The following is an 18,642-nucleotide window of genomic DNA, read 5'->3' as shown; positions in this document are numbered from 1 at the left end:
GGCGACGTCATTTGCTCTGACGTCGCCGGTCGAATTTTCTTACAAAAAAGCATCAAAATATTGACATGGGCACTTTGATATTAGAGAGTACGCATCCGATGTCTTGACGAAGTGGCATCGCGCTCGAACGACCGTTTGACAGCGTTCGCTTCCCCCATCGTCACTGATTACCCGAATAGCCACGCGAAGACCTGCGCCTTAAAAAGCCTGTCGGCGCACACGTTTGCACGCCTGCGATGCGCTGCCAACGCCACTGAACCTTCAAGGACTAGATCGTTGAGCCACACGACTCGCCGCTTGCAGTTCGCCGTTCTGGGCACTGCCCTTACCTCCCCGATCCTCGCCCATGCCACCCCTGCCAGCGATGCCTTGCAAGCGCTGATGGCCCAGGATTGGGTGTCCCGCAGCGTTTCGCTCAAGGACCTGGGCATCACCAACCCAGTGGTGCTCGACCAGGCCGACAACCGCCAGGCGTTCTTCCTGCCGGTGCCCAAGGGCGTGGCGATCAGCGATGCGCAGATCGAACTCAAGGGCCAGTTCATCAAGGGTGAAGAGCAGCCCGCCACCCTGCGCCTGGCCGTCGATGGCCAGCCGCGCGTGGCCGAACGCGTCAACCGCGCCGAGGGCGACCTCAGCCGCACCCTGGCAGTGGACAGCGGCAAACACACCAGTGGCTTCGTCAATTTCAGCCTGGACTGGAGCTCACCGGTTTCGGAGGACTTCTGCGCCCCGCCACGGGCCACCGCCAACGTGCTGACCCTGTCGCCACAGACGCGCCTGAGCTACCGCTATTCGATGTCGGCCCTGGGCAGCCTGGCTGAAGCCTGGAGCAGCCTGCCGGGTGAGCCGGTGATTCTGGTCGCGGCCGGCGCGCTCGAGCGCAACAGCTTCGACAGCGCCTGGCGCCTGGGCGTGGCCCTGGAGCGCAGCGCCCGCCGCGCCCAGGTACGTGCCTTGCCGCAAGTCGGCGACAGCGTGTCGCTGGCCGGCATCGAAGTGCCAGCGGCCCTGGCGAAAGTCCCGGCCTTCGCCGCCCTGACCGGCCAGGCCAACCACACCCTGGCCAGCCCGGCCGAGCTGGGTGCCCTGCTGCTGCTCGATGCCCCGGCGATCCGCGCCGACCTGGCCATCGCCGACAGCGCGCTGGTGGCACAGCTCAACACTGCCCTGGACGCCCTGGCACAACAGCTGCAGGACGACCAGGCCGCCCTCGCCGCCCTGGCGCAATGGCGCAAACAAAAGGCCAGCCTGGCCACAGGCGCCCTGCCCAGCCAGCAACTGCAACTGCTTAGCCTGGGCCGCCAAGCCCTGGTGGCCGTGGCTGCCGACGCCGGCGCCAAGGCCGCCGGCGTGTTCGACGCGAGCTGGCGCAATGTGCTGGTGTCGCGCGAGGCGCAGGTCAAGCAAGTGGGTGACGCGCTGCGCAACGATCACGGCCATCTGCGCCTGAGCGCCCTGGGCGGCAACTTCGGCACCTTCGATGTGGTCAGCCGTGGCGAGTGGACTGCCACCTTCCCGCTCAGCGCCGTGTCGAACAACGGCCGCATGCCGGGGGAACTGAACCTCGACCTCGCCGCCGCGCCGGGCGCCTCGCCTACCCCGCCGGTCGCCTCGGTGATCTGGAACAACGTGCTGCTCAACGCCGCGCAACTGGATGCCGATGGCAGCCCCGAGCGATTGAAGGCGCGCATCCCGGGCTACGCCCTGGGCGTCACCAATACCGTGCAGGTGCGCTTCCAGCGCCAGCCAAGCTCGCCAAACTGCGCCGAGATCCCTCAGGCCTACCCGGTCAACGTGCTGCCCAGCAGCTACCTGAGCTCGGCTGACGCCGAACCCGACGGGACCTTCATCGGCCTGCTGCCGCTGCTGGCCGGCAAACCCCAGGTGATCGTCGACCAGGCCGTCCTGCAAACGCCGGTGGCCAACCTGGGCAAACTGATCCGCCTGGCCAGCGCCGCCTCGCTGTCGCCGGTCAACGCCGAGCTGGTGCTGGCCGACGGCAAGGCAGACGTCGCGCCGTCGCGGCCGTTCCTGGCCGTGGATGTACAGCTGCCCGGCGCCAAGCCGCTGCTGGGCGTCGCCGAGCTGCAGCGCCTGCAGGCCCAGGGCAACCAGCAACTGGCCCTCGACCTGCAGGGGCCGCAAGGCCTGGGCACCTTGTCGGTGGTCGATTCCAGCGGCCAGCACGGCGTGCTCTGGAACAGCCTGGGCAACCCGGCCATGGTGCCGCAGGTGCCGTTCCTGCTGACCCAGGGCAATGCCGTGGTGATTGGCGAGCAAGGCCCGTTGACCTGGGTCGACACCACCGACCCGGAACTCAACCTGGCCGGCACGCCGTTCCACCAGTGGCGCAAGCAACTGGTGTGGGCGTTGCCCACCCTGTCCGGCGTCGTCCTGCTGCTGGTGCTGCTGGGTGTAGTCGCCCGTCGGCTGCGTTTGAAGCACAAAGGCAAGTAAGCCGGGGTTAGCGCGCATGTTCTCACTCTATTGGCCGTACCTGCTGGCGGAGTATTACCGGGGGCTGGAGATCGTCACCGCCGTCGTCGGTGTGCTGATCCTGCTGTCCAGCCTCGATGACTTGTTCATCGATGCCTGGTACTGGGTGCGCCAGACGTACCGCAAGCTGCTGATCCGCCGCAAGCGCTACCAGGCGCTGACGGTGGAGCAACTGCGCGCCAAGCCCGAGCAGCCGCTGGCGATCATGATCCCGGCGTGGCTGGAGTACGACGTGATCGCGCCGATGCTGGAGAACATGGTCGGCTCGCTGGACTACAAGAACTACTACATCTTCGTCGGCACCTACTGCAACGACCAGCGCACCATCGACGAGGTGGAGCGCATGCGCCGGCGTTACAAGCAGTTGATCCGGGTCGAAGTGCCCCATGACGGCCCGACCTGCAAGGCCGACTGCCTGAACTGGATCATCCAGGCGATCTTCGCCCAGGACGCGCGCATGCCCGAGCCCTTCGCCGGGATGATCCTGCACGACAGCGAAGACGTGCTGCACCGCCTGGAGCTGCACTACTTCAACTACCTGCTGCCACGCATCGACTTCGTCCAGCTGCCGGTCACCTCCCTGGAGCGTGACTGGTACGAGCTGGTGGCCGGCACCTACATGGACGAGTTCGCCGAATGGCACACCAAGGACCTGGTGGTGCGCGAGAGCATGTCGCGCATGGTGCCCTCGGCCGGCGTCGGCACCTGCTTCTCGCGCAAGGCGCTGCTGGAGCTGTCGGCCGAGACCAACAACCAGCCGTTCAACACCGACACCCTCACCGAGGACTACGACATCGGCGCACGCCTGGCGCGGCGCGGCATGAAGCAGATCTTCGGCAAGTTCCCGGTGGACTACGTGGCCAAGCGCACCACCTGGTTCGGCAACGGCAGGGAAAAGATGGTCGCCGTACACATGCCCCTGGGCGTGCGTGAGTATTTCCCCGACACCTTCCGCACTGCCTACCGGCAAAAGGCCCGCTGGACCCTGGGCATCGGCCTGCAAGGCTGGAGCCAGGTGGGCTGGGAAGGCTCGCTGGCGACCAAGTACCTGCTGTTCCGCGACCGCAAGGGCCTGATCACCTCGTTCGTCGCCATCCTCGCCTACGTGTTGCTGTTCCAGCACCTGATCTTCCTGGGGATCAGCGCCACCGGCCACTGGAAGGTGTTCTTCCCGTCGGTGTTCTCGCCCAACAGCCTGCTGCTCGACCTGATGTGGGCCAACACCCTGGCCCTGAGCCTGCGTATCCTGCAGCGCGCGTACTTCGTCGGCCGCCTGTATGGCTGGGAGCACGCCCTGTTGTCGGGGCCGCGAATGATCATCGGCAACTTCATCAATGCCATGGCCGCGGCACGCGCCTGGCGCCTGTACCTGGGCTACCTGTTCCTGGGCAAGAAGCTGGTCTGGGACAAGACCATGCACGACTTCCCCTCGGCCGACCAGTTGCACCAGCAGCGCATGCGCCTTGGCGAACTGCTGCTGTCGTGGCGCGCCATCGACGACGATATCCTGGCCCAGGCCCTCAAAGCCCAGGCCGAAGAACACAAGCCGCTGGGGCAGATCCTGCTCGAGCACGGCTACCTGGATGCGGACACGCTCAACGAGGCCATCCTGTTCCAGCAGGAAAACGGCGAGCCCGCAGCGTCCATCCCCGAAACCACACCCGCTACGGCGGCGAAGAAGACCCAGGCTGCCGCACTGACATGACCCCTGCTCGCCCCGCCATCCTGTTGTTCGGTGCCTGGCTTGCCTGCGCCAACCTGCCCACCGCCCTGGCCGCCGAGGTGCCGCTTGAAGGCGTGGCCTGGGAACAGGCCGACCAGGCCTATCGCAGCTACCAGTCGGGGCGCTACCGCGATGCCCTGCAACAGGTGGATGCTGCCCTCAAGCTGCGCCCGGACGTGGCCCGGCTGAACCTGCTCAAGGTCTACACCCTGCAGAAGCTCGGCCGCCGTAACGAAGCCCGCCAGGCTGCGCAAAGCGCGCTCAAGCGCGGCGTGCGCGACCCCGGCCTGCAGGCGGCGGTGACCAACCTGCAGCAAAATGCCCCGGCCGCCAGCGGCCCGGCCCCTTCGGCGGCTTACCAGCGTGGTTTCCCGCTGGCGACCAAGGCCTACGCGGCCTACAACGCCGGTGACATGGCCGCCGCCGAGCGCGATGGCGAGCGGGCGTTCCGCACCGACCCAAGCCAAGGTGCCTGGGCCCTGCTCTGGCTCGACAGCCTGGAGGCGCAGCAACGCTGGGCCGAGGCCGCCACCGCCGCCGGCACCGCGATCAGCCTGGGCGCCCCCAACACCAGCGACCTGGAAGCCCGCCGCCAGACCCTGAACCGACGCATGGCCGTGCGCCCGGCCGAGCAGGCCTATCAGGCGCTGATCGCCAACCGCCCCGGCGATGCCGTGCCGCTGGCCCGCGAAGCCGTGCGCCTGGCGCCGGACATCGCCAGCCACCGCCTGCTGCTGGTGACCGTGCTGCTGCTGGACAACCAGCCCGCCGCCGCCGAGCAGGCCGCCAACCAAGCGCTCGAAGCCGATGACGAAAGCACCGTGATGCTGGTGATGCGCGGCTACCTGCGCCAGTACCAGGGCAACGCCCAGGCGGCCGACAGCGACTTCGACAGCGCCCTGGCCCAGGACTGGCTAGACGAGGAGCAACTGCGCAACGTGCGCCTGATCGCCATCGACGCGGCCCTGGCCGGCGGTGACAAGGCCCGCGCCACGACCCTGCTGGCACCCATGGACGCCACTGACGAGGCCGTAGCCAAACGCCAGCAGGCCCTGGCCGACGCTCGCACCCCGGCCACCGCGCTGAACCTGAGCACCTACCCGGCGCCGCGCCAGTCGTGCCAGGACACCCCCTACGGCACCCAGTGCGAACTGCTGCCCGCCGATGCCGGCGGCGCGGCCGGCCCGGCCTCCGAGGCCTATGCCGCCTACGCCCGCCAGGATTACCAGGAAGCGATCGCCCAGGCGCGCAAGGCCGTCGAACAGGACCCGGACAACCTCGAGTTCCAGCGCCTGCTCACCACCGCCCTGGCCGCTGGCAACCCGCAGCAGGCCGCCGAAGCCGAGCAGCGCCTGAGCGACGCCATCGCCCGTACCCCAAGCGACGCCGAGCTGCTGATGCAGCGCGGCTACCTGCGCATGCGCACCGCCCAGCCCGCCCGCGCCCGTGAGGACTTCCGCGCCGCCCGCGACACCGGCAAGGCACCGAAGACCGTGGTGCTCGACGAGGCCTATGCGCTGTCGGCCATGGGTGAAAAACCGGCCGCCGTTCGCCAGCTCAAGCACGCCATCGACATGGACGATGCCGGTACCCTGCAGCTGGATGAACAGCAGCGCCACAACACCCGCAGCGCCATCACCGCCTATGACCGCGAATGGGGTGCCACCGTGACCGCCAGCTACCGCGGCGCGCGCCCGAGCACCACCATCGCCAACGCCGGGCAAAGCTCGGCCGGCGACTCGATCTTCAGCACCGCCGAGCTGTACTGGCGGCCCAGCCAGTTCAATGACCAGAACGGCGTGCTGGAGGTTTACGGGCGGATGAGCAATACCCTGTGGGATGAAGGTGGCCGCTTCAAATCGGCCGGTGCAATCGACCCTTGCAGCCACCAGGCACTGGACGACAACGGTTCGACCGATTCGAAATCAGTCAGTGGCTTCCCCAGCACCATTGCTTCCCTGGGCATGCGTTATTCGCTTTCCGATACCGGTTTCACGTTCGGCCTCGAACGGCGCTTCCTGGTCGGTTCGGCGACCCGCGAAGGCACCGCGAACCCCGGCAAGAACAGCGTGCGCTGTGAGTTTCAACAAACCGTTCAGGATGCCAACACACTGAACCAAGACCCGGCAGCACGTATCAACGGCGCCTTGATGACTTACAAACTCAAGGACGACAGCGCCGGCGGCTGGCTAGCCTATGCAACCTACGGTTTCTACCGTGGCACCGAACTGCGCATGGAGCGCAGTTGGTGGACCGTGGATGCTTATTCGCAATTGGGTTATTCGCTGGAAGACAACGCCGCGAAGTACACGCTGTACGACGTTGACAACGAAGGCTCGCGTACCCGAGCGCTGGGCACGGCCGATGGCCAACTACTGCGCAAACAGCTGTTCCTCAGCAACGAGGTTCGCCTGGGGCGCAGCTTCCGGCTGACCGAGATTTCGCCAAACCTGGTGCTCTTCCCGCATGTGGTTGGCGCTGCCGACTGGATCTGGCAGAAAGACGAAGTGACCGACCTCAAGGGCAAAAGCGGCCTGCTGGCCGATATCGACAGCGGCAAATACTCCATGACCCGCGATCAGAGCTCCTGGTCCATGGCCGCCGGCCCTGGCGTCGCCCTGCGCTACTACTTCCGTGAAGACCATTACCATACGCCCCGCTCCTACCTGGACTGGACGGCCCAATACCGCTTCGCCATTGGCGGCGGTGCCTCCGACCGGGCCGAGGGCCTGTTCATGAACCTGACTCTGTCGTATTGAGGACCCCCGCCATGCTGCCGTCTTCTGTGCTCACCCGCTCTTTCAAAGGCCTCGCCGCCAGCCTGCTGGCCGCAAGCATCGGTTTTGCCGTGCCCGCCGCCCAGGCCGATGACTCGTCGATCGTGCTGCGTGGCAACGACGGCTGGCTGTTCCCTGGCTGGGGCAGCCTCACCGAGGTCGACAGCCGCGGCATCGAAGCTTCCACCGCGCTGATCAAGGACGCCCAGCAGGCCCTGGCCGCGCGCGGCGTGCAGTTGCAAGTGCTGGTGCTGCCCGACAAGACCCGCTTCTACCAGGACAAGCTGCCCGCCGGCAAAGCCCTGAGCCCTGCCGTGCAGCAGCGCTACCAGACCATCCTGGCCAGCCTGCGCAAGGCCGGCATCAGCGCCATCGACGACGAGGCCGTGCTGCGCCAGCTCAAGGACGGCGGCAAGGACGTGTTCTACCGCACCGACCAGCACTGGACCCAGGCCGCCGCCGACGCCACGGCGCAAGCCACCGCCGAGCAGGCCCGCCGCGATGTGCCGGCGCTCAAGGGCACCGCCGGCAGTGGCATGCAGCTGGGCAGCGAGTTCAAAGAACGCCGCTACGGCGACCTGGCCGAGCGCTTCCTCACCCCCGAGCAGCGCAAGCAGACCGGCCGCGAAACCTTCACCGTGCGCCGTCAGGCTGCGGCCAACGGCCTGCTCGACGACGCCCCGGCGCCGCTGCACGTGACCGGCCACAGCATGGTGCAGCCGTACTTCGGCTTCCCGCAAAAACTGTCCAACAGCATCGACCGCCCAGTGTCGGTGAACTGGAAGCCCGGCAACGTCGGCCAGTGGATCATGCTGCTGGAGTACCTGGAGTCGGCGGACTTCAAGCGCAATCCGCCGCAAGTGCTGGTGTGGCAGATGTTCGAGCCCACCTACGCCCAGGGCCCCCAGGCCAGCGGCCTGTGGGACAACGCCTCGATCATGAGCGCCGACAGCTGGCGCCAGCGCCTGCGCGCCGCTGCCGGAAAGTGAGCCATGGCTGAACAGGCGAGCCCCGTCACCCCTTCGCACCGTGGCTACACCGCCGCGGTGATCGGCCTGTTGCTGCTGGCCCAGGCCTGCGGCCTGTGGCTGCTGTTCAACAGCAAGCTCGATGCCGCGCAGCTGCAGCCGGCGGCCTGGTTCGACGGCGAGGCCGGCAAGGCCCTGGGTGATGCGTTGCAACCCGAGCTGCAAAAAAACGCCGACACCCTGAGCGCGGCTGTGCGCTATCGCCTGCTCGGCGACCTCGGCGATCAGGTGGTACAGGGTTGCCCGGGCTGGCTGTTCTACCGCGACGGGCTGCGCGCCCAGGCCGGCGTCAAAGGTGCCTATGAAGCGCGCCTGCGGTTGATGCAGCACTGGGTTGGGCAACTGCGCAGCCAGGGCTTGCAGGTGCTGCTGGTGGCCGTGCCGGACAAATCCCGTATCGAAAGCCAGGCCCTCTGTGGCCTGCAGCAGTCGCCGCAACTGCAGGCGCGCCTGGGCCAGTGGCAAGCCAGCCTGGCCAGCCAGGGCGTGCCCTATGCCGACCTCGGTGCGGCCTTGGCCCACGGCGCGCAAACCCCGCCGCAGTTCTTCCGCACCGATGTGCACCTCAATGCCGACGGCGCCCAGCGCGCCGCCGATGCCGTGGCCGCCAGCGCCCTGGCGCTGCTCGATGGCAAGCGCGACCAGCTGTTCACCAGCTCCCAGGTTGGCGCGGCGCAACCGCGCATGGGCGACCTGATCGTGCTGGCCGGCCTCGAACACGCCGCCAGCGCCTGGCGCCCGGCCGTGGAAGACGAACACCCGCAGCAGATCCAGGTGCAGCGCGGTGGCGGCCTGCTCGACGACACCCCGCCGGTGCAGGTGCTGCTGGCGGGCAGTTCCAACGGCCGGCGCAGCGCCTTTGCCGAACGCCTGGGCCGCAACCTTGGCCAGCAGGTGTGGAACCAGAGCCTGGACGGCGGCCAGTTCAGCGGTGCGCTGCTGGCCGCGCTGGGCAAGCGTGAGCGCTGGCCAGCCAGCCTCAAGCTGGTGATCTGGGAATTCTCCGAAAGCGCCCTGTCGCTGCCATTGACCGCCGACGAGCGCGCCGTGCTGGCAACGCTACCTGAACCGCAGGCTGACCATGCTCTTTAACTCTTACCTGTTCCTGCTGCTGTTCCTGCCGCTGACCCTGGCCGCCCATTACCTGATCGCCGCCCGCAGCCTGCGCGGCGCCGCGCTGTGGCTGTGCGTGACCTCGATCGTGTTCTACGGCTGGTGGAACCCGCAGTTCGTGCTGCTGTTGATCGGCTCGATCGCCTTCAACTACCTGGTCAGCCTGGCCATCCTCGGCACGGCCGGGCGCCCACGCCTGCAACTGCTGATCACCACGGCCGGGGTCGGCGCCGACATTGCGCTGCTGTTCCACTACAAGTACTTCGTCACCCTGGTGAACTTCGCCCAGGACTGGGGCCTGGCCGGCACCCGCCTGGACGACATCATCCTGCCCCTGGGCATTTCGTTCTTCACCTTCACCCAGATCGGCTACCTGCTCGACTGCCGCGCCGGCATCGTCAAGGAACGCAGCCTGCTCAGCTATGTGCTGTTCGTGACCTTCTTCCCGCACCTGATCGCCGGGCCGATCCTGCACCACAAGGAAATGATGCCGCAGTTCGCCCAGCCGGATAACTACCGGTTCCGCGCCGAGAATCTGAGCGTTGGCGGCATGCTGTTCGTCATCGGCCTGGCCAAGAAGGTGCTGCTGGCCGACCCGATCGCCCCCTATGCCGACGCCGGCTTCGCCGACCCTGGCAGCCTTGGGTTCTGGGCGGCGTGGGGCACCGGCATCGCCTACGCACTGCAGCTGTACTTCGACTTCTCCGGCTATTCGGACATGGCTCTGGGCCTGGCCAAGATGTTCGGCATTCGCTTCCCGCTGAACTTCAACTCGCCGTACAAGGCCAGCAACATCATCGATTTCTGGGCCCGCTGGCACATGACCCTGACCCGCTACCTGACCGCCTACCTGTATTACCCGGTGGCCATGGCGGTGTCGGAGTGGCGCGGCAAGCGCGGGCTGCCGGTCGGCACCCAGGGCGCGGCAACGCCGGGCGGCTTCGCTGCGGCGATCATCCTGCCGACCACCTTCACCATGGGCCTGGCCGGCATCTGGCACGGCGCCGGCGTGCAATTTCTGATCTTCGGCCTGCTGCATGCCGCCTACCTGTCGATCAACCATGCCTGGCGCATCTTCGTGGTCGGGCGCAACAAAAAAGCCACGCAGCACCCGCTGAAAGTGGCGGGCTACGTGCTGCTGACCTTCGCTGCGGTGATCGTTGCCCAGGCCTTCTTCCGCGCCGAGTCCACCCATGATGCGGTGCTGCTGATCGAGGGCATGTTCGGCCTGCGTGGCCTGGGCAGCCTGCCCGAGGTACTGTACCCGGCCGGTATCGCCTGGGGTGACGCCTGGCGCCTGCTGGCGGGCCGCCACCTGGAGGCGCTGCACGTACTGGCAGTGCTGGCAGTGGCCTGGTTCCTGCCCAATTCGCAACAGATCATGGGCGGCTTCTCGCCGTCCCTGGCCCGCGCGCAGCTCGACGGCCCGGCCGCGCTGCGCTGGGCGCCGACCCTCAAATGGCTGCTGATCATGGCGCTGCTGCTGGCGCTGTGCCTGATGAACCTGCACAAGGAAGCACGCTTCCTGTACTTCCAATTCTGACTCCGTGGAGTGATTGACATGAGCGAACAAGCCCTCAAGCAACAACTGGCCGAAATCATCGAAAACGTGGTCGGCACCCCGGTGGCCCACGACGACCTGCTGATCGAGTCCGGCCTGGTCGATTCGATGACCGCGGTGGACATCGTCATGGCGGTGAAGAATGCGTTCGGCGTCAAAGTGCCGGCCACCGAAATCGACGAGCACCTGGAGTCGCTCGACGCCCTCGCCGCCTTCGTTCAGAACAACCGCTGAGCCTGCACAGGCCACCGCCCAGGAGAGTGCCGGATGCACTTCGATTTCGACCGCTGTGAGTTCGCCGACTGCCACCAGGGCGCCGACGCCCCTGCCCTGCGCGACGCCCATCGGGTACTGGACTGGGCCGGCCTGCAGCTGGCCGTCGAGGCCTGGGCCCTGCGTGCCCGCGCGCAGGGCGTCCTGCCCGGCACTGCGCTGGTACTCAGCGGCCACAAGCAGATCGAATTCGTCGTGGCCATGCTCGGCTGCGTGCGCCTGGGCGTGACCTATGTGCCGCTGGACAGCATCAACCCGCCGCAACGCCTGCAGCGCATCATCGAGCTGGTGGGCGCCGGGTATTGCTACGACGCAGAACAGGACCAGTTCCGCGCAGGCGTGGCCTGCGCCGCACCGCTGGCCGAGGCGGGCCTGGCCTACGTCATGTTCACCTCCGGCAGCACCGGCGACCCGAAAGGCGTGCAGATCGGCCGCGACAGCCTGGCGCTGTTCGCCGGTTGGATCCGCGACTGCCTGGCCTTGGGCGAACGCCCGCGTTTCATGAACCAGATGCTGTTCAGCTTCGACTTCTCGCTGTTCGACCTGTGCGGAGCGCTGGCCTTGGGTGGCCAGTGCGTGCTGTGCCCGCGCGAGGTGATCGGCGACCCCGAGGGTTTTGTCGACTACCTGGCCGACAGCCAGGTACAGGTGTGGGCCTCGACGCCGTCTTTCGTCCGTCAGCAGTTGCTCAACGACGCCTTCGACGCCCGCCACCTGCCCGCCTTGCAGGTGTTCGTGTTCGGTGCCGAGTCGCTGACCCCGACCCTGGCCAATCAGCTGTGGGAGCGCTTCCCCGAGGCGCGGATCATCAACTCCTACGGGCCGACCGAAGCCACCTGCTCAACCACCTGGATCGAAATCCTGCCGCCGCTTGAGAACGCTGGCCAGCCGCTGTCCATCGGCCGGGCCAAGCCCTATGCCGAGCTGTTCCTCGACGACGGCGAGCTGTGCATTGCCGGTGACCACGTGATGCGTGGCTACCTCAATCGCCCAGACCTCAGCGAGGCCGTGCTGTTCCAGCACAACGGCAAGCGCGCCTACCGCAGCGGCGACCTGGCCGAGATCGACGCGCAAGGCCGGGTGTTCTTCCATGGTCGGCGCGACGACCAGATCAAGCTCAATGGCTACCGCATCGAGCTGGGCGAAGTGGACGCCGGGCTGGCCAGCCTGCCAGGGGTCGACAGCGCCGCCACCATTGCCCTGCGCCGCCCCGACGGTGCACTGGTGCGCATGGTCGGTTTCATCGAAACCCCCGGGCACCTGCCGGCGGCCACCCTGGGCCCGTTGCCCGAGGCCCTGGCCGACTGGAAACAACGGCTGGCTGGCAGCCTGCCGTCCTATATGATCCCGTCCGAACTGCTGGCCTGCGGCCGCTTCCCCGGCACCCTGTCCGACAAGGTCGACCGCAAGCGCCTGGCCGAGCTGTACCAGCAAGCCCGGGTAAAACGCCCCAAGGAGACTGTATGAAAGCCCTCGCCGTGCTCACAGGCGCCCTGCTGCTGTGCAGCGCACTGCCCACCGTCGCCCAGGCCGAGGGCAAGCTGGCGCAGCTGTATGCGCCGCGCCCACCGGCTGGCTCGGCGTTCGTTCGCGTGCTGCAGCCAGCGGCTGGCGGCGTGCAGGTGCAAGTCGGGCATAACCCGGCGCAGCAGCTGGCGGCCGGCCAGCTGGCCAGCAGCTACAACGTGGTCAAGGGCGGCGAGCCGTTCACCGTGCTGATTGCCGGCAAAAGCGCCGGCACCCTCAGCGTGGCCGCCGACAGCTACCAGAGCCTGGTGCTGCACGATGGCAAGCTGCTGGTGCTGGACGACAGCGCCGCCAGCGACGATGCCCTGAAGGCCGAGTTGCGTTTCTACAACCTGGCCAGCGCCTGCCCTGCCGGCCAGTTGCAAGTGCAGGCCGGCCCGACCCTGTTCGCCGACGTGCCCCCGCAGACCAGCCAGGCGCGGGCGATCAACCCGGTGAGCGCCACCCTGACCGCCGGCTGCGGCGCGGCCCAGGCCAAGCCACTGCCCTTGCCGCAGCTGCAACCGGGCGACCACTACGCGCTGTTCCTCACCGGCAGTGCCGAACAACCGGTGCTGCGCGGCGAGCTCAGCAGCACCGCCCCCTATACCCGGTAAATTGCCATGCGCCCACTCTTTCGTGACGATCACCTGCTGTTTCGCGACCAGGTCCGGCGGTTTGTCGAGGAACGCATCCTGCCCCACTACGCCGACTGGGAGCGTGAGGGCATAACGCCTACCGCGCTCTGGCGCGACGCCGGTGCCCAAGGCCTGCTGTGCCCGGCGCTGCCCGACCCCTATGGCGCCGGTGGCGACTTCGGCCATGCCGTGGTGGTGATCGAGGAGCTGGCCCGGGCCAACTGCCTGGGCATCGGCTTTTCGATCCATTCCGACATGGTCGCGCCCTACCTGTACAACCTCGGCACCCCGGCACAGCAAGACCGCTGGTTGCCGGCCATGGCCGCCGGCGAACTGATCGGCGCCATCGCCATGACCGAACCCGGCGCCGGCAGCGACCTCAAGGCCATACGCTGTCGCGCCCGGCGTGACGGCGAGCACTATGTACTCAATGGCCAGAAGACCTTCATCACCAACGGCGTCAACGCCGGCCTGATCATCGTGGTTGCCAGCACCGAGCCCGACCTGGGCGCCCGCGGCCTGTCGCTGTTCTGTGTCGAAGCGGGCCTGGCGGGCCTGAGCAAGGGCCCGGCCATGGCCAAGATCGGCCAGCATGCCCAGGACACTTGCGAGCTGTTCTTCGACGAGCTGCGAGTGCCCGCCGACTGCCTGTTGGGCGAGGAAAACGCAGGCTTCGAATACCTGGGCCGCGAGCTTGCCCGCGAGCGCCTGGCCATTGCCCTGCGCGCCGCCGCCCATGCCGAGGGCATGCTCGAGCAGACCCTGGCCTATACCCGCGAACGCAAGGTATTCGGCAAGCGGGTCAGCGACCATCAGCACAACCGCTTCATCCTCGCCGATGCCCGTTCGCGGCTGACCATGCTGCGGGTGTTCCTCGACGACTGCGCACGGCAACTGATCGAGGGCAGCCTCGACCCGGTGGTGGCGGCCATGGCCAAGCTCAATGCCAGCGAAATCCAGGGGCAGATCCTCGACCAGCTGCTGCAGCTGCACGGTGGTTATGGCTACAGCAGCGAGTACGGTATCGGCCGTGCCTGGGCCGATGCCCGGGCGCTGCGGATCTTCGGTGGCACCAGCGAGATCATGCGCGAGATCATCGGGCGCAGCCTCTGATTCAGCCGCGCAGCCAATCCTCACGCAGCCTGCGGGCGCGCGGGTCATCCCCCAGCGCCCACGGGTCGAGGGCAAACGCCACGACCTGATCGGCGCCCGTGGTGCGGGCCCACTCCAACTGCCGCTGGACCCGGGCGTAATCCGCCGAGCGTGCCTTGAAGTCGGTGCCGTCGTTTTTTTCCGACGGCAACTGCTCGAACAACTCCACGACCACATCGAATGGCACCTTGCGCCGGCGCAGCTCCAGCAGCAGTGGCTCGATGGCCTGCAGGTTGGCCCAGCCGGCCACACCGACGCCATCCTGCACCACCGGCCGCAGCGCGGTGGTGTCGAGCAGCGTGCGCCATAGCTGCAGCAGCGAACCCTCGGTGGGCAGCACGCTGTGGTAGGTGGAAATCGACGGGATACGGTCGCTGTGCTGCCGGGTGCTGTCAGACATCGCCGCCAGCCAGCCGGCCAGGCGCTGCTGGCTGTCGGCGCTGGCCCAGTGGTACTGCTCCAGTTCGTAGGGGATGTACCAGCCGGCAAAGGCGCGGTGCTGCGGCCAGGGCGCAGCCGCCATGTAGCCCTGCGCCTCGCCCAGGGCCTTGGCGAAGAACTGCGCCTGCCCCTGCGCGTCTGCCGACAGGGCCTGCCACCAGGCGTTGTCGAACGGCAGCCCGACTTGTACCTGCATGCCCTGCTCATGGGCGATGTCGAAGACGTTGCGCAGCATGTCCTCGGGGATCATCCACGGCGATTGCCCGCCGATCAGCCCGACCCACTGCAGCGTCACCGTGCGGCAGCCCATGTCGGCCATGGCCTCCAGGCGCTGGCGCCATTGCTGCGGGTTGAGGTCGGCATGGCTCTTCCACAGTTGCAGGAAGCTGCCCTGCAGGCCGGTGGAGCGTGTGCAGCCCGGCAGGCTGGCGAGGATGGGTGCGGTGGCCAGCAGGCACAGCAGGCTGCGGCGGCTGATGGTGGGAGCGGAAATGGTGAGGTCCTTTTCGTGACATGGTGCTGGAACGCAGCAGCCTACCTTAGGTTTTGTACGAAAAGTATGGTTATCCATCGTTGTGGGAGCGGGCTTGCCCCGCGATTTGCCGCGACGAGGCAGCAAAGCCCGAATTCACGGCGTATTTGATATCGGGCACAGAAGCACTTAGCACTCCATCGCGGGGCAAGCCCGCTCCCACAAAACTATTCCTTCAGAGCCTAAATCGTTACCGATGGCTGGCGCTGTGATCATCTGTGCGCGTGTACTTTTTCCGTGATTGAACAGCCACGGAGTGGCGTCATCCCGCATAGAGCACATTTGTACTCCCTGCGTGTGCGCGGTCGTCGAGTTCGCCCAACTGCCAATACCCACGGTCGCTGCATTAGCACATATATATATTAACTACCTGAACAAAACCTGAAGCATTTCAAACTTAAACAAAATTACATGTTCATTCATGAAACCTTACGATCTTTCACACTTATTAAAATTGTTTCACACAAACACGCACACCTCTCCCATTTGCGTGATTGAAAAGTCAAACCTCGGCATGGACAATAGCCGCTAGCGCGCTGCACGCCATGCCCTGCAAGCCTTTCGGCGGCGCACGCCCTTATTCGACGATTATTCTGACTCGCTTTTAAAGTTGGCGATACACCCTGCCATGCTGACGCACCAACTTATTACCTACACCGTATTCACATTACGTTGACATTGCATCAATTCAAATGCGCATCACTCTATCCCCCGAGGTAAACCATGAACGCACTTAACCACGGTGAAGTCTTCACCGCCGCCGATTCGGGCGAGCACATTCTGTTGACCGGCGCCACGGGTTTCCTCGGTGGGTCGGTCGCCGCCCAACTGATTGCCGACGGCCAGGGCCCCACCCTCGCCTTCCTGGTACGCGGTGACACGCCCGCGCAAGGCCTCGAACGCCTGCGCGCCAACCTGCGCCAACATGGCGTCAGCCAGACCGACTGCCTGGCACTGGATGAATCACAGATCCTCTGTGGCGACTTGCTCGACACCTCCTGGCTGGCCGGGCAAACCCCGCGCCTGATGCAGTTCGACCGGGTGATCAACTGCGCCGCCGTGGCTTCGTTCTCGAAGAACCCGACCATCTGGCCGGTCAATGTCGAGGGCACCTACGCCTTCGCCGACGTACTCAGCCGCTCTGCGCGCCTGAAGCGCTTCCTGCATGTCGGCACGGCAATGAGCTGCGGCCCGCAGCGCGAGTCGCCGATCAGCGAGTCGTGGGAGTTCCCCGAGGCCGAGCAGCAACTGGTGGACTACACCGCCTCGAAGGCCGAGATCGAGCGGCGCATGCGCGAAGAACTGCCAGGCCTGCCGCTGGTGGTGGCGCGCCCGTCCATCGTGGTCGGCCACAGCAGCCTGGGCTGCCAGGCGTCGGGCAGCATCTTCTGGGTATTCCGCATGGGCTTTGCGCTGGAGAGTTTCACCTGTGGGCTCGACGAGCAGATCGACGTGGTCCCGGTCGACTACTGCGCCGAGGCGCTGATCGGCCTGGCACGCAAGCCCCAGCTCAACCACGACCTGTACCACATCTCCGCCGGCCACAGCTCGGCCTGCACCTTTGCCGAGATCGACCAGGCGTTTGCCCAGGCCAACGGTGCCGAGCCGGTTGGCGAGCGCTATCGCAAGGTCGATGTGGATGACCTCAAGTCCCTGGCTGGCAGCTTCGCCACGCGCATCGGCCCGGCCAACCCGCGCCTGGTACTGCGCGCGCTGCGCTTGTACAGCGGTTTTGCTGATCTGAACTACCTGTTCGACAACAGCCGGTTGCTGGAAGAAGGCATCGCTGTGCCGCCGCGTTTCACTGACTACCTGGACGTGTGCGTCAGGTCGTCCAATGGGGTGAGCATCGCCACCCAGATGCAGGCGGATTTCAAGTAACCCGTCATTCTGCTCCGTCACACGCGCTTGCCCGGGCCAGGGTTGAACCTGCTCCGGGCTTTTTTATGGGCTTGGGGTTGGGGGAGGCTACCGGGTGTCTGGCGGGAGATTGGGTGAAGGCCACCAGGTGCCTGGCGGTGTTTTTGCAGCGCCCTCGGGACTGTCAGTTTTTTTGTGTTCGGGCCGGTAATGGCCTGCCGCTAGGCAGGCCATGATTTTCACCAGGTCGGCCTGATGAACCGATCTCCGTACAGAATCGCAAACTGATTCATTGCACTTTTCCAATCATGCGCCGCCGAGCCCCAATTCGCCGTGATGTTTCGCAGCCCCAGCCAGATCAGTTTGGTGGCTGCGTCATCGTTCGGAAAATGGCCCCGGGTCTTGATGATCTTGCGTAGCTGAGCATTGATGCTCTCAATGGCGTTGGTGGTGTAAATCACCTTCCTGATGGCCGGTGGGAAGACGAAAAATGGAATCACTCGATCCCAGGCGCGCCTCCAGGCAGCCACCACCGTCGGATATTTCTCGCCCCACGGCCCGCTCTCAAACTCATCGAGTGCTTGCTCAGCCGCTTCGGCATTGATGGCTTGGTAAATCGGTTTCAGCGCTTTGGCCAGCTCTCGACGCTTGTCCCACGCCGCATAGTCCAGGCTGTTGCGGATCAGGTGCACGATGCATGTCTGCAACGTCGTCTCTGGAAATACTGCGCTGAGGGCTTCTGGCATGCCTTTGAGGCCGTCGGTCACGGCAATCAGCACGTCCTCGACGCCACGCTTCTTGAGATCGTTAAAGACCTTCATCCAGAACTTTGCACCCTCGGTGTTCTCGATCCAGATGCCCAGGATATCGCGCGTCCCGTCGGGAAGAACGCCCAGCGCCAGGTAAATGGCCTTATTGCGCACCAGGCCTTCTTCGCGGATCTTCACCCGCAGCGCATCGAAGAAAATGACCGGGTACATCGGCTCCAGTGGCCGCTGCTGCCACGCGCCAATCTCTTCCATGACCTCGTCTGTCACAGAGCTGATGAAATCGGGTGAAACGTCGGTTCCATACTGCTCGGACAGGAAGGCCCGTATCTCTCTGACCGTCATTCCACGGGCGTACATGGCGATGATTTTGTCATCGAATCCGGTGTAACGGCGCTCATGCTTGGGGATCAGAATGGGCGAGAAGCTGCCGTCACGGTCCCGAGGGATATCCAGCCGTAGCGGGCCATCGCCTGTCAGCACAGTCTTGCCACTCGTGCCATTGCGCTGGTTGGTCTCATCCTCTGGGCGCTGCGCGCCCGGAGGATAGCCCAGGTGATGACCAAGTTCGGCGTTCAGGGCTCGCTCGATCAGTGCTTTCTTGAAGGCGGCAGAGGCCTCCTCAATGGCCTCGGCGGTCATCAGCGGGGTCGCGGAAAACTGTTCAAGCAGCTCTTTCGGGACCTTCGGTAACTCTCGAAGCGGTTTCTTTTTGGTTGGCATACATGCACCTCTTACTCATGGTATGCCCGAACACAAAATTTCTGACACCCTC

General features: G+C 65.8%; 12 protein-coding genes and 1 pseudogene. 11 read left to right on the top strand and 2 right to left on the bottom strand.

From position 1 onward, the window contains the following. The first annotated feature begins 276 nt into the window (after nt 1-276). From ACO6VM_RS11295 to ACO6VM_RS11250, 10 genes and pseudogenes are all read left to right on the top strand, one after another. Nucleotides 277-2,457: a hypothetical protein gene (locus tag ACO6VM_RS11295; RefSeq protein WP_401057159.1), complete on the top strand. Its 2,181-nt coding sequence runs from the start codon at nt 277-279 to the stop codon at nt 2,455-2,457. Between the two features lie 16 nt (nt 2,458-2,473). Beyond that, a pseudogene (locus tag ACO6VM_RS11290) lies at nt 2,474-4,120 on the top strand (glycosyl transferase family protein); the annotation flags it as partial. Nucleotides 4,121-4,197: 77 nt separating this feature from the next. Next, on the top strand, nt 4,198-6,978 hold the full coding sequence (locus ACO6VM_RS11285) for an NfrA family protein (RefSeq protein ID WP_401057158.1): 2,781 nt from the start codon (nt 4,198-4,200) through the stop codon (nt 6,976-6,978). A gap of 11 nt (nt 6,979-6,989) precedes the next feature. Further along, the gene (locus ACO6VM_RS11280) at nt 6,990-7,985 is read left to right on the top strand and encodes an alginate O-acetyltransferase AlgX-related protein (protein WP_125858631.1); all 996 of its coding nucleotides are present in this window, start codon (nt 6,990-6,992) and stop codon (nt 7,983-7,985) included. A gap of 3 nt (nt 7,986-7,988) precedes the next feature. Continuing rightward, complete coding sequence (locus ACO6VM_RS11275) at nt 7,989-9,116, top strand: alginate O-acetyltransferase AlgX-related protein (protein WP_401057157.1); 1,128 nt, start codon at nt 7,989-7,991, stop codon at nt 9,114-9,116. Further along, nucleotides 9,106-10,680, top strand: coding sequence for an MBOAT family O-acyltransferase (locus ACO6VM_RS11270; protein WP_401057156.1), 1,575 nt, complete (start codon nt 9,106-9,108; stop codon nt 10,678-10,680). The genes ACO6VM_RS11275 and ACO6VM_RS11270 overlap by 11 nt, the downstream gene beginning before the upstream one ends. Nucleotides 10,681-10,698: 18 nt before the next feature. Beyond that, nucleotides 10,699-10,932 (top strand): acyl carrier protein, encoded by a 234-nt coding sequence (locus ACO6VM_RS11265; protein ID WP_125464092.1) that lies wholly within the window; start codon nt 10,699-10,701, stop codon nt 10,930-10,932. A gap of 33 nt (nt 10,933-10,965) precedes the next feature. Then, the gene (locus ACO6VM_RS11260; RefSeq protein WP_401057155.1) at nt 10,966-12,438 is read left to right on the top strand and encodes an AMP-binding protein; all 1,473 of its coding nucleotides are present in this window, start codon (nt 10,966-10,968) and stop codon (nt 12,436-12,438) included. Beyond that, the gene (locus ACO6VM_RS11255; RefSeq protein ID WP_401057154.1) at nt 12,435-13,094 is read left to right on the top strand and encodes an alginate O-acetyltransferase AlgF; all 660 of its coding nucleotides are present in this window, start codon (nt 12,435-12,437) and stop codon (nt 13,092-13,094) included. The genes ACO6VM_RS11260 and ACO6VM_RS11255 overlap by 4 nt, the downstream gene beginning before the upstream one ends. Then, nucleotides 13,095-14,228, top strand: coding sequence for an acyl-CoA dehydrogenase family protein (locus ACO6VM_RS11250; protein ID WP_258646640.1), 1,134 nt, complete (start codon nt 13,095-13,097; stop codon nt 14,226-14,228). 1 nt (nt 14,229) lies between these two features. Here ACO6VM_RS11250 and ACO6VM_RS11245 read toward each other — a convergent pair whose 3' ends face one another. Continuing rightward, entirely contained in the window at nt 14,230-15,279 is a 1,050-nt protein-coding gene (locus ACO6VM_RS11245) for a DUF4434 domain-containing protein (protein ID WP_401057153.1), read from the bottom strand. 684 nt (nt 15,280-15,963) lie between these two features. On the opposite strand from ACO6VM_RS11245, the gene cprA reads away from it, so the two are divergent. Continuing rightward, complete coding sequence (gene cprA / locus ACO6VM_RS11240) at nt 15,964-17,121, top strand: cationic peptide resistance protein CprA (protein ID WP_401057152.1); 1,158 nt, start codon at nt 15,964-15,966, stop codon at nt 17,119-17,121. Nucleotides 17,122-17,339: 218 nt separating this feature from the next. On the opposite strand, the gene ACO6VM_RS11235 is transcribed toward cprA, so the two are convergent. Then, a complete protein-coding gene (locus tag ACO6VM_RS11235; protein ID WP_401061024.1) occupies nt 17,340-18,590 on the bottom strand; it encodes an IS256 family transposase in 1,251 nt (416 codons plus the stop codon). Between the last annotated feature and the right edge of the window lie 52 nt (nt 18,591-18,642).

The organism is Pseudomonas sp. GZD-209 (genome assembly GCF_049310485.1).
GTDB lineage: Bacteria > Pseudomonadota > Gammaproteobacteria > Pseudomonadales > Pseudomonadaceae > Aquipseudomonas > Aquipseudomonas sichuanensis.
This window is presented reverse-complemented; position numbering and strand designations above follow the sequence as displayed.

What these genes read in the sequence shown, in the direction of transcription:
- ACO6VM_RS11285 (WP_401057158.1), top strand. Translation starts at nt 4,198, where the DNA reads ATGACCCCTGCTCGCCCCGCCATCCTGTTGTTCGGTGCCTGGCTTGCC.
- ACO6VM_RS11280 (WP_125858631.1), top strand. Translation starts at nt 6,990, where the DNA reads ATGCTGCCGTCTTCTGTGCTCACCCGCTCTTTCAAAGGCCTCGCCGCC.
- ACO6VM_RS11275 (WP_401057157.1), top strand. Translation starts at nt 7,989, where the DNA reads ATGGCTGAACAGGCGAGCCCCGTCACCCCTTCGCACCGTGGCTACACC.
- ACO6VM_RS11270 (WP_401057156.1), top strand. Translation starts at nt 9,106, where the DNA reads ATGCTCTTTAACTCTTACCTGTTCCTGCTGCTGTTCCTGCCGCTGACC.
- ACO6VM_RS11265 (WP_125464092.1), top strand. Translation starts at nt 10,699, where the DNA reads ATGAGCGAACAAGCCCTCAAGCAACAACTGGCCGAAATCATCGAAAAC.
- ACO6VM_RS11260 (WP_401057155.1), top strand. Translation starts at nt 10,966, where the DNA reads ATGCACTTCGATTTCGACCGCTGTGAGTTCGCCGACTGCCACCAGGGC.
- ACO6VM_RS11255 (WP_401057154.1), top strand. Translation starts at nt 12,435, where the DNA reads ATGAAAGCCCTCGCCGTGCTCACAGGCGCCCTGCTGCTGTGCAGCGCA.
- ACO6VM_RS11245 (WP_401057153.1), bottom strand. Translation starts at nt 15,279, where the DNA reads ATGGATAACCATACTTTTCGTACAAAACCTAAGGTAGGCTGCTGCGTT.
- cprA (WP_401057152.1), top strand. Translation starts at nt 15,964, where the DNA reads ATGAACGCACTTAACCACGGTGAAGTCTTCACCGCCGCCGATTCGGGC.
- ACO6VM_RS11235 (WP_401061024.1), bottom strand. Translation starts at nt 18,590, where the DNA reads ATGCCAACCAAAAAGAAACCGCTTCGAGAGTTACCGAAGGTCCCGAAA.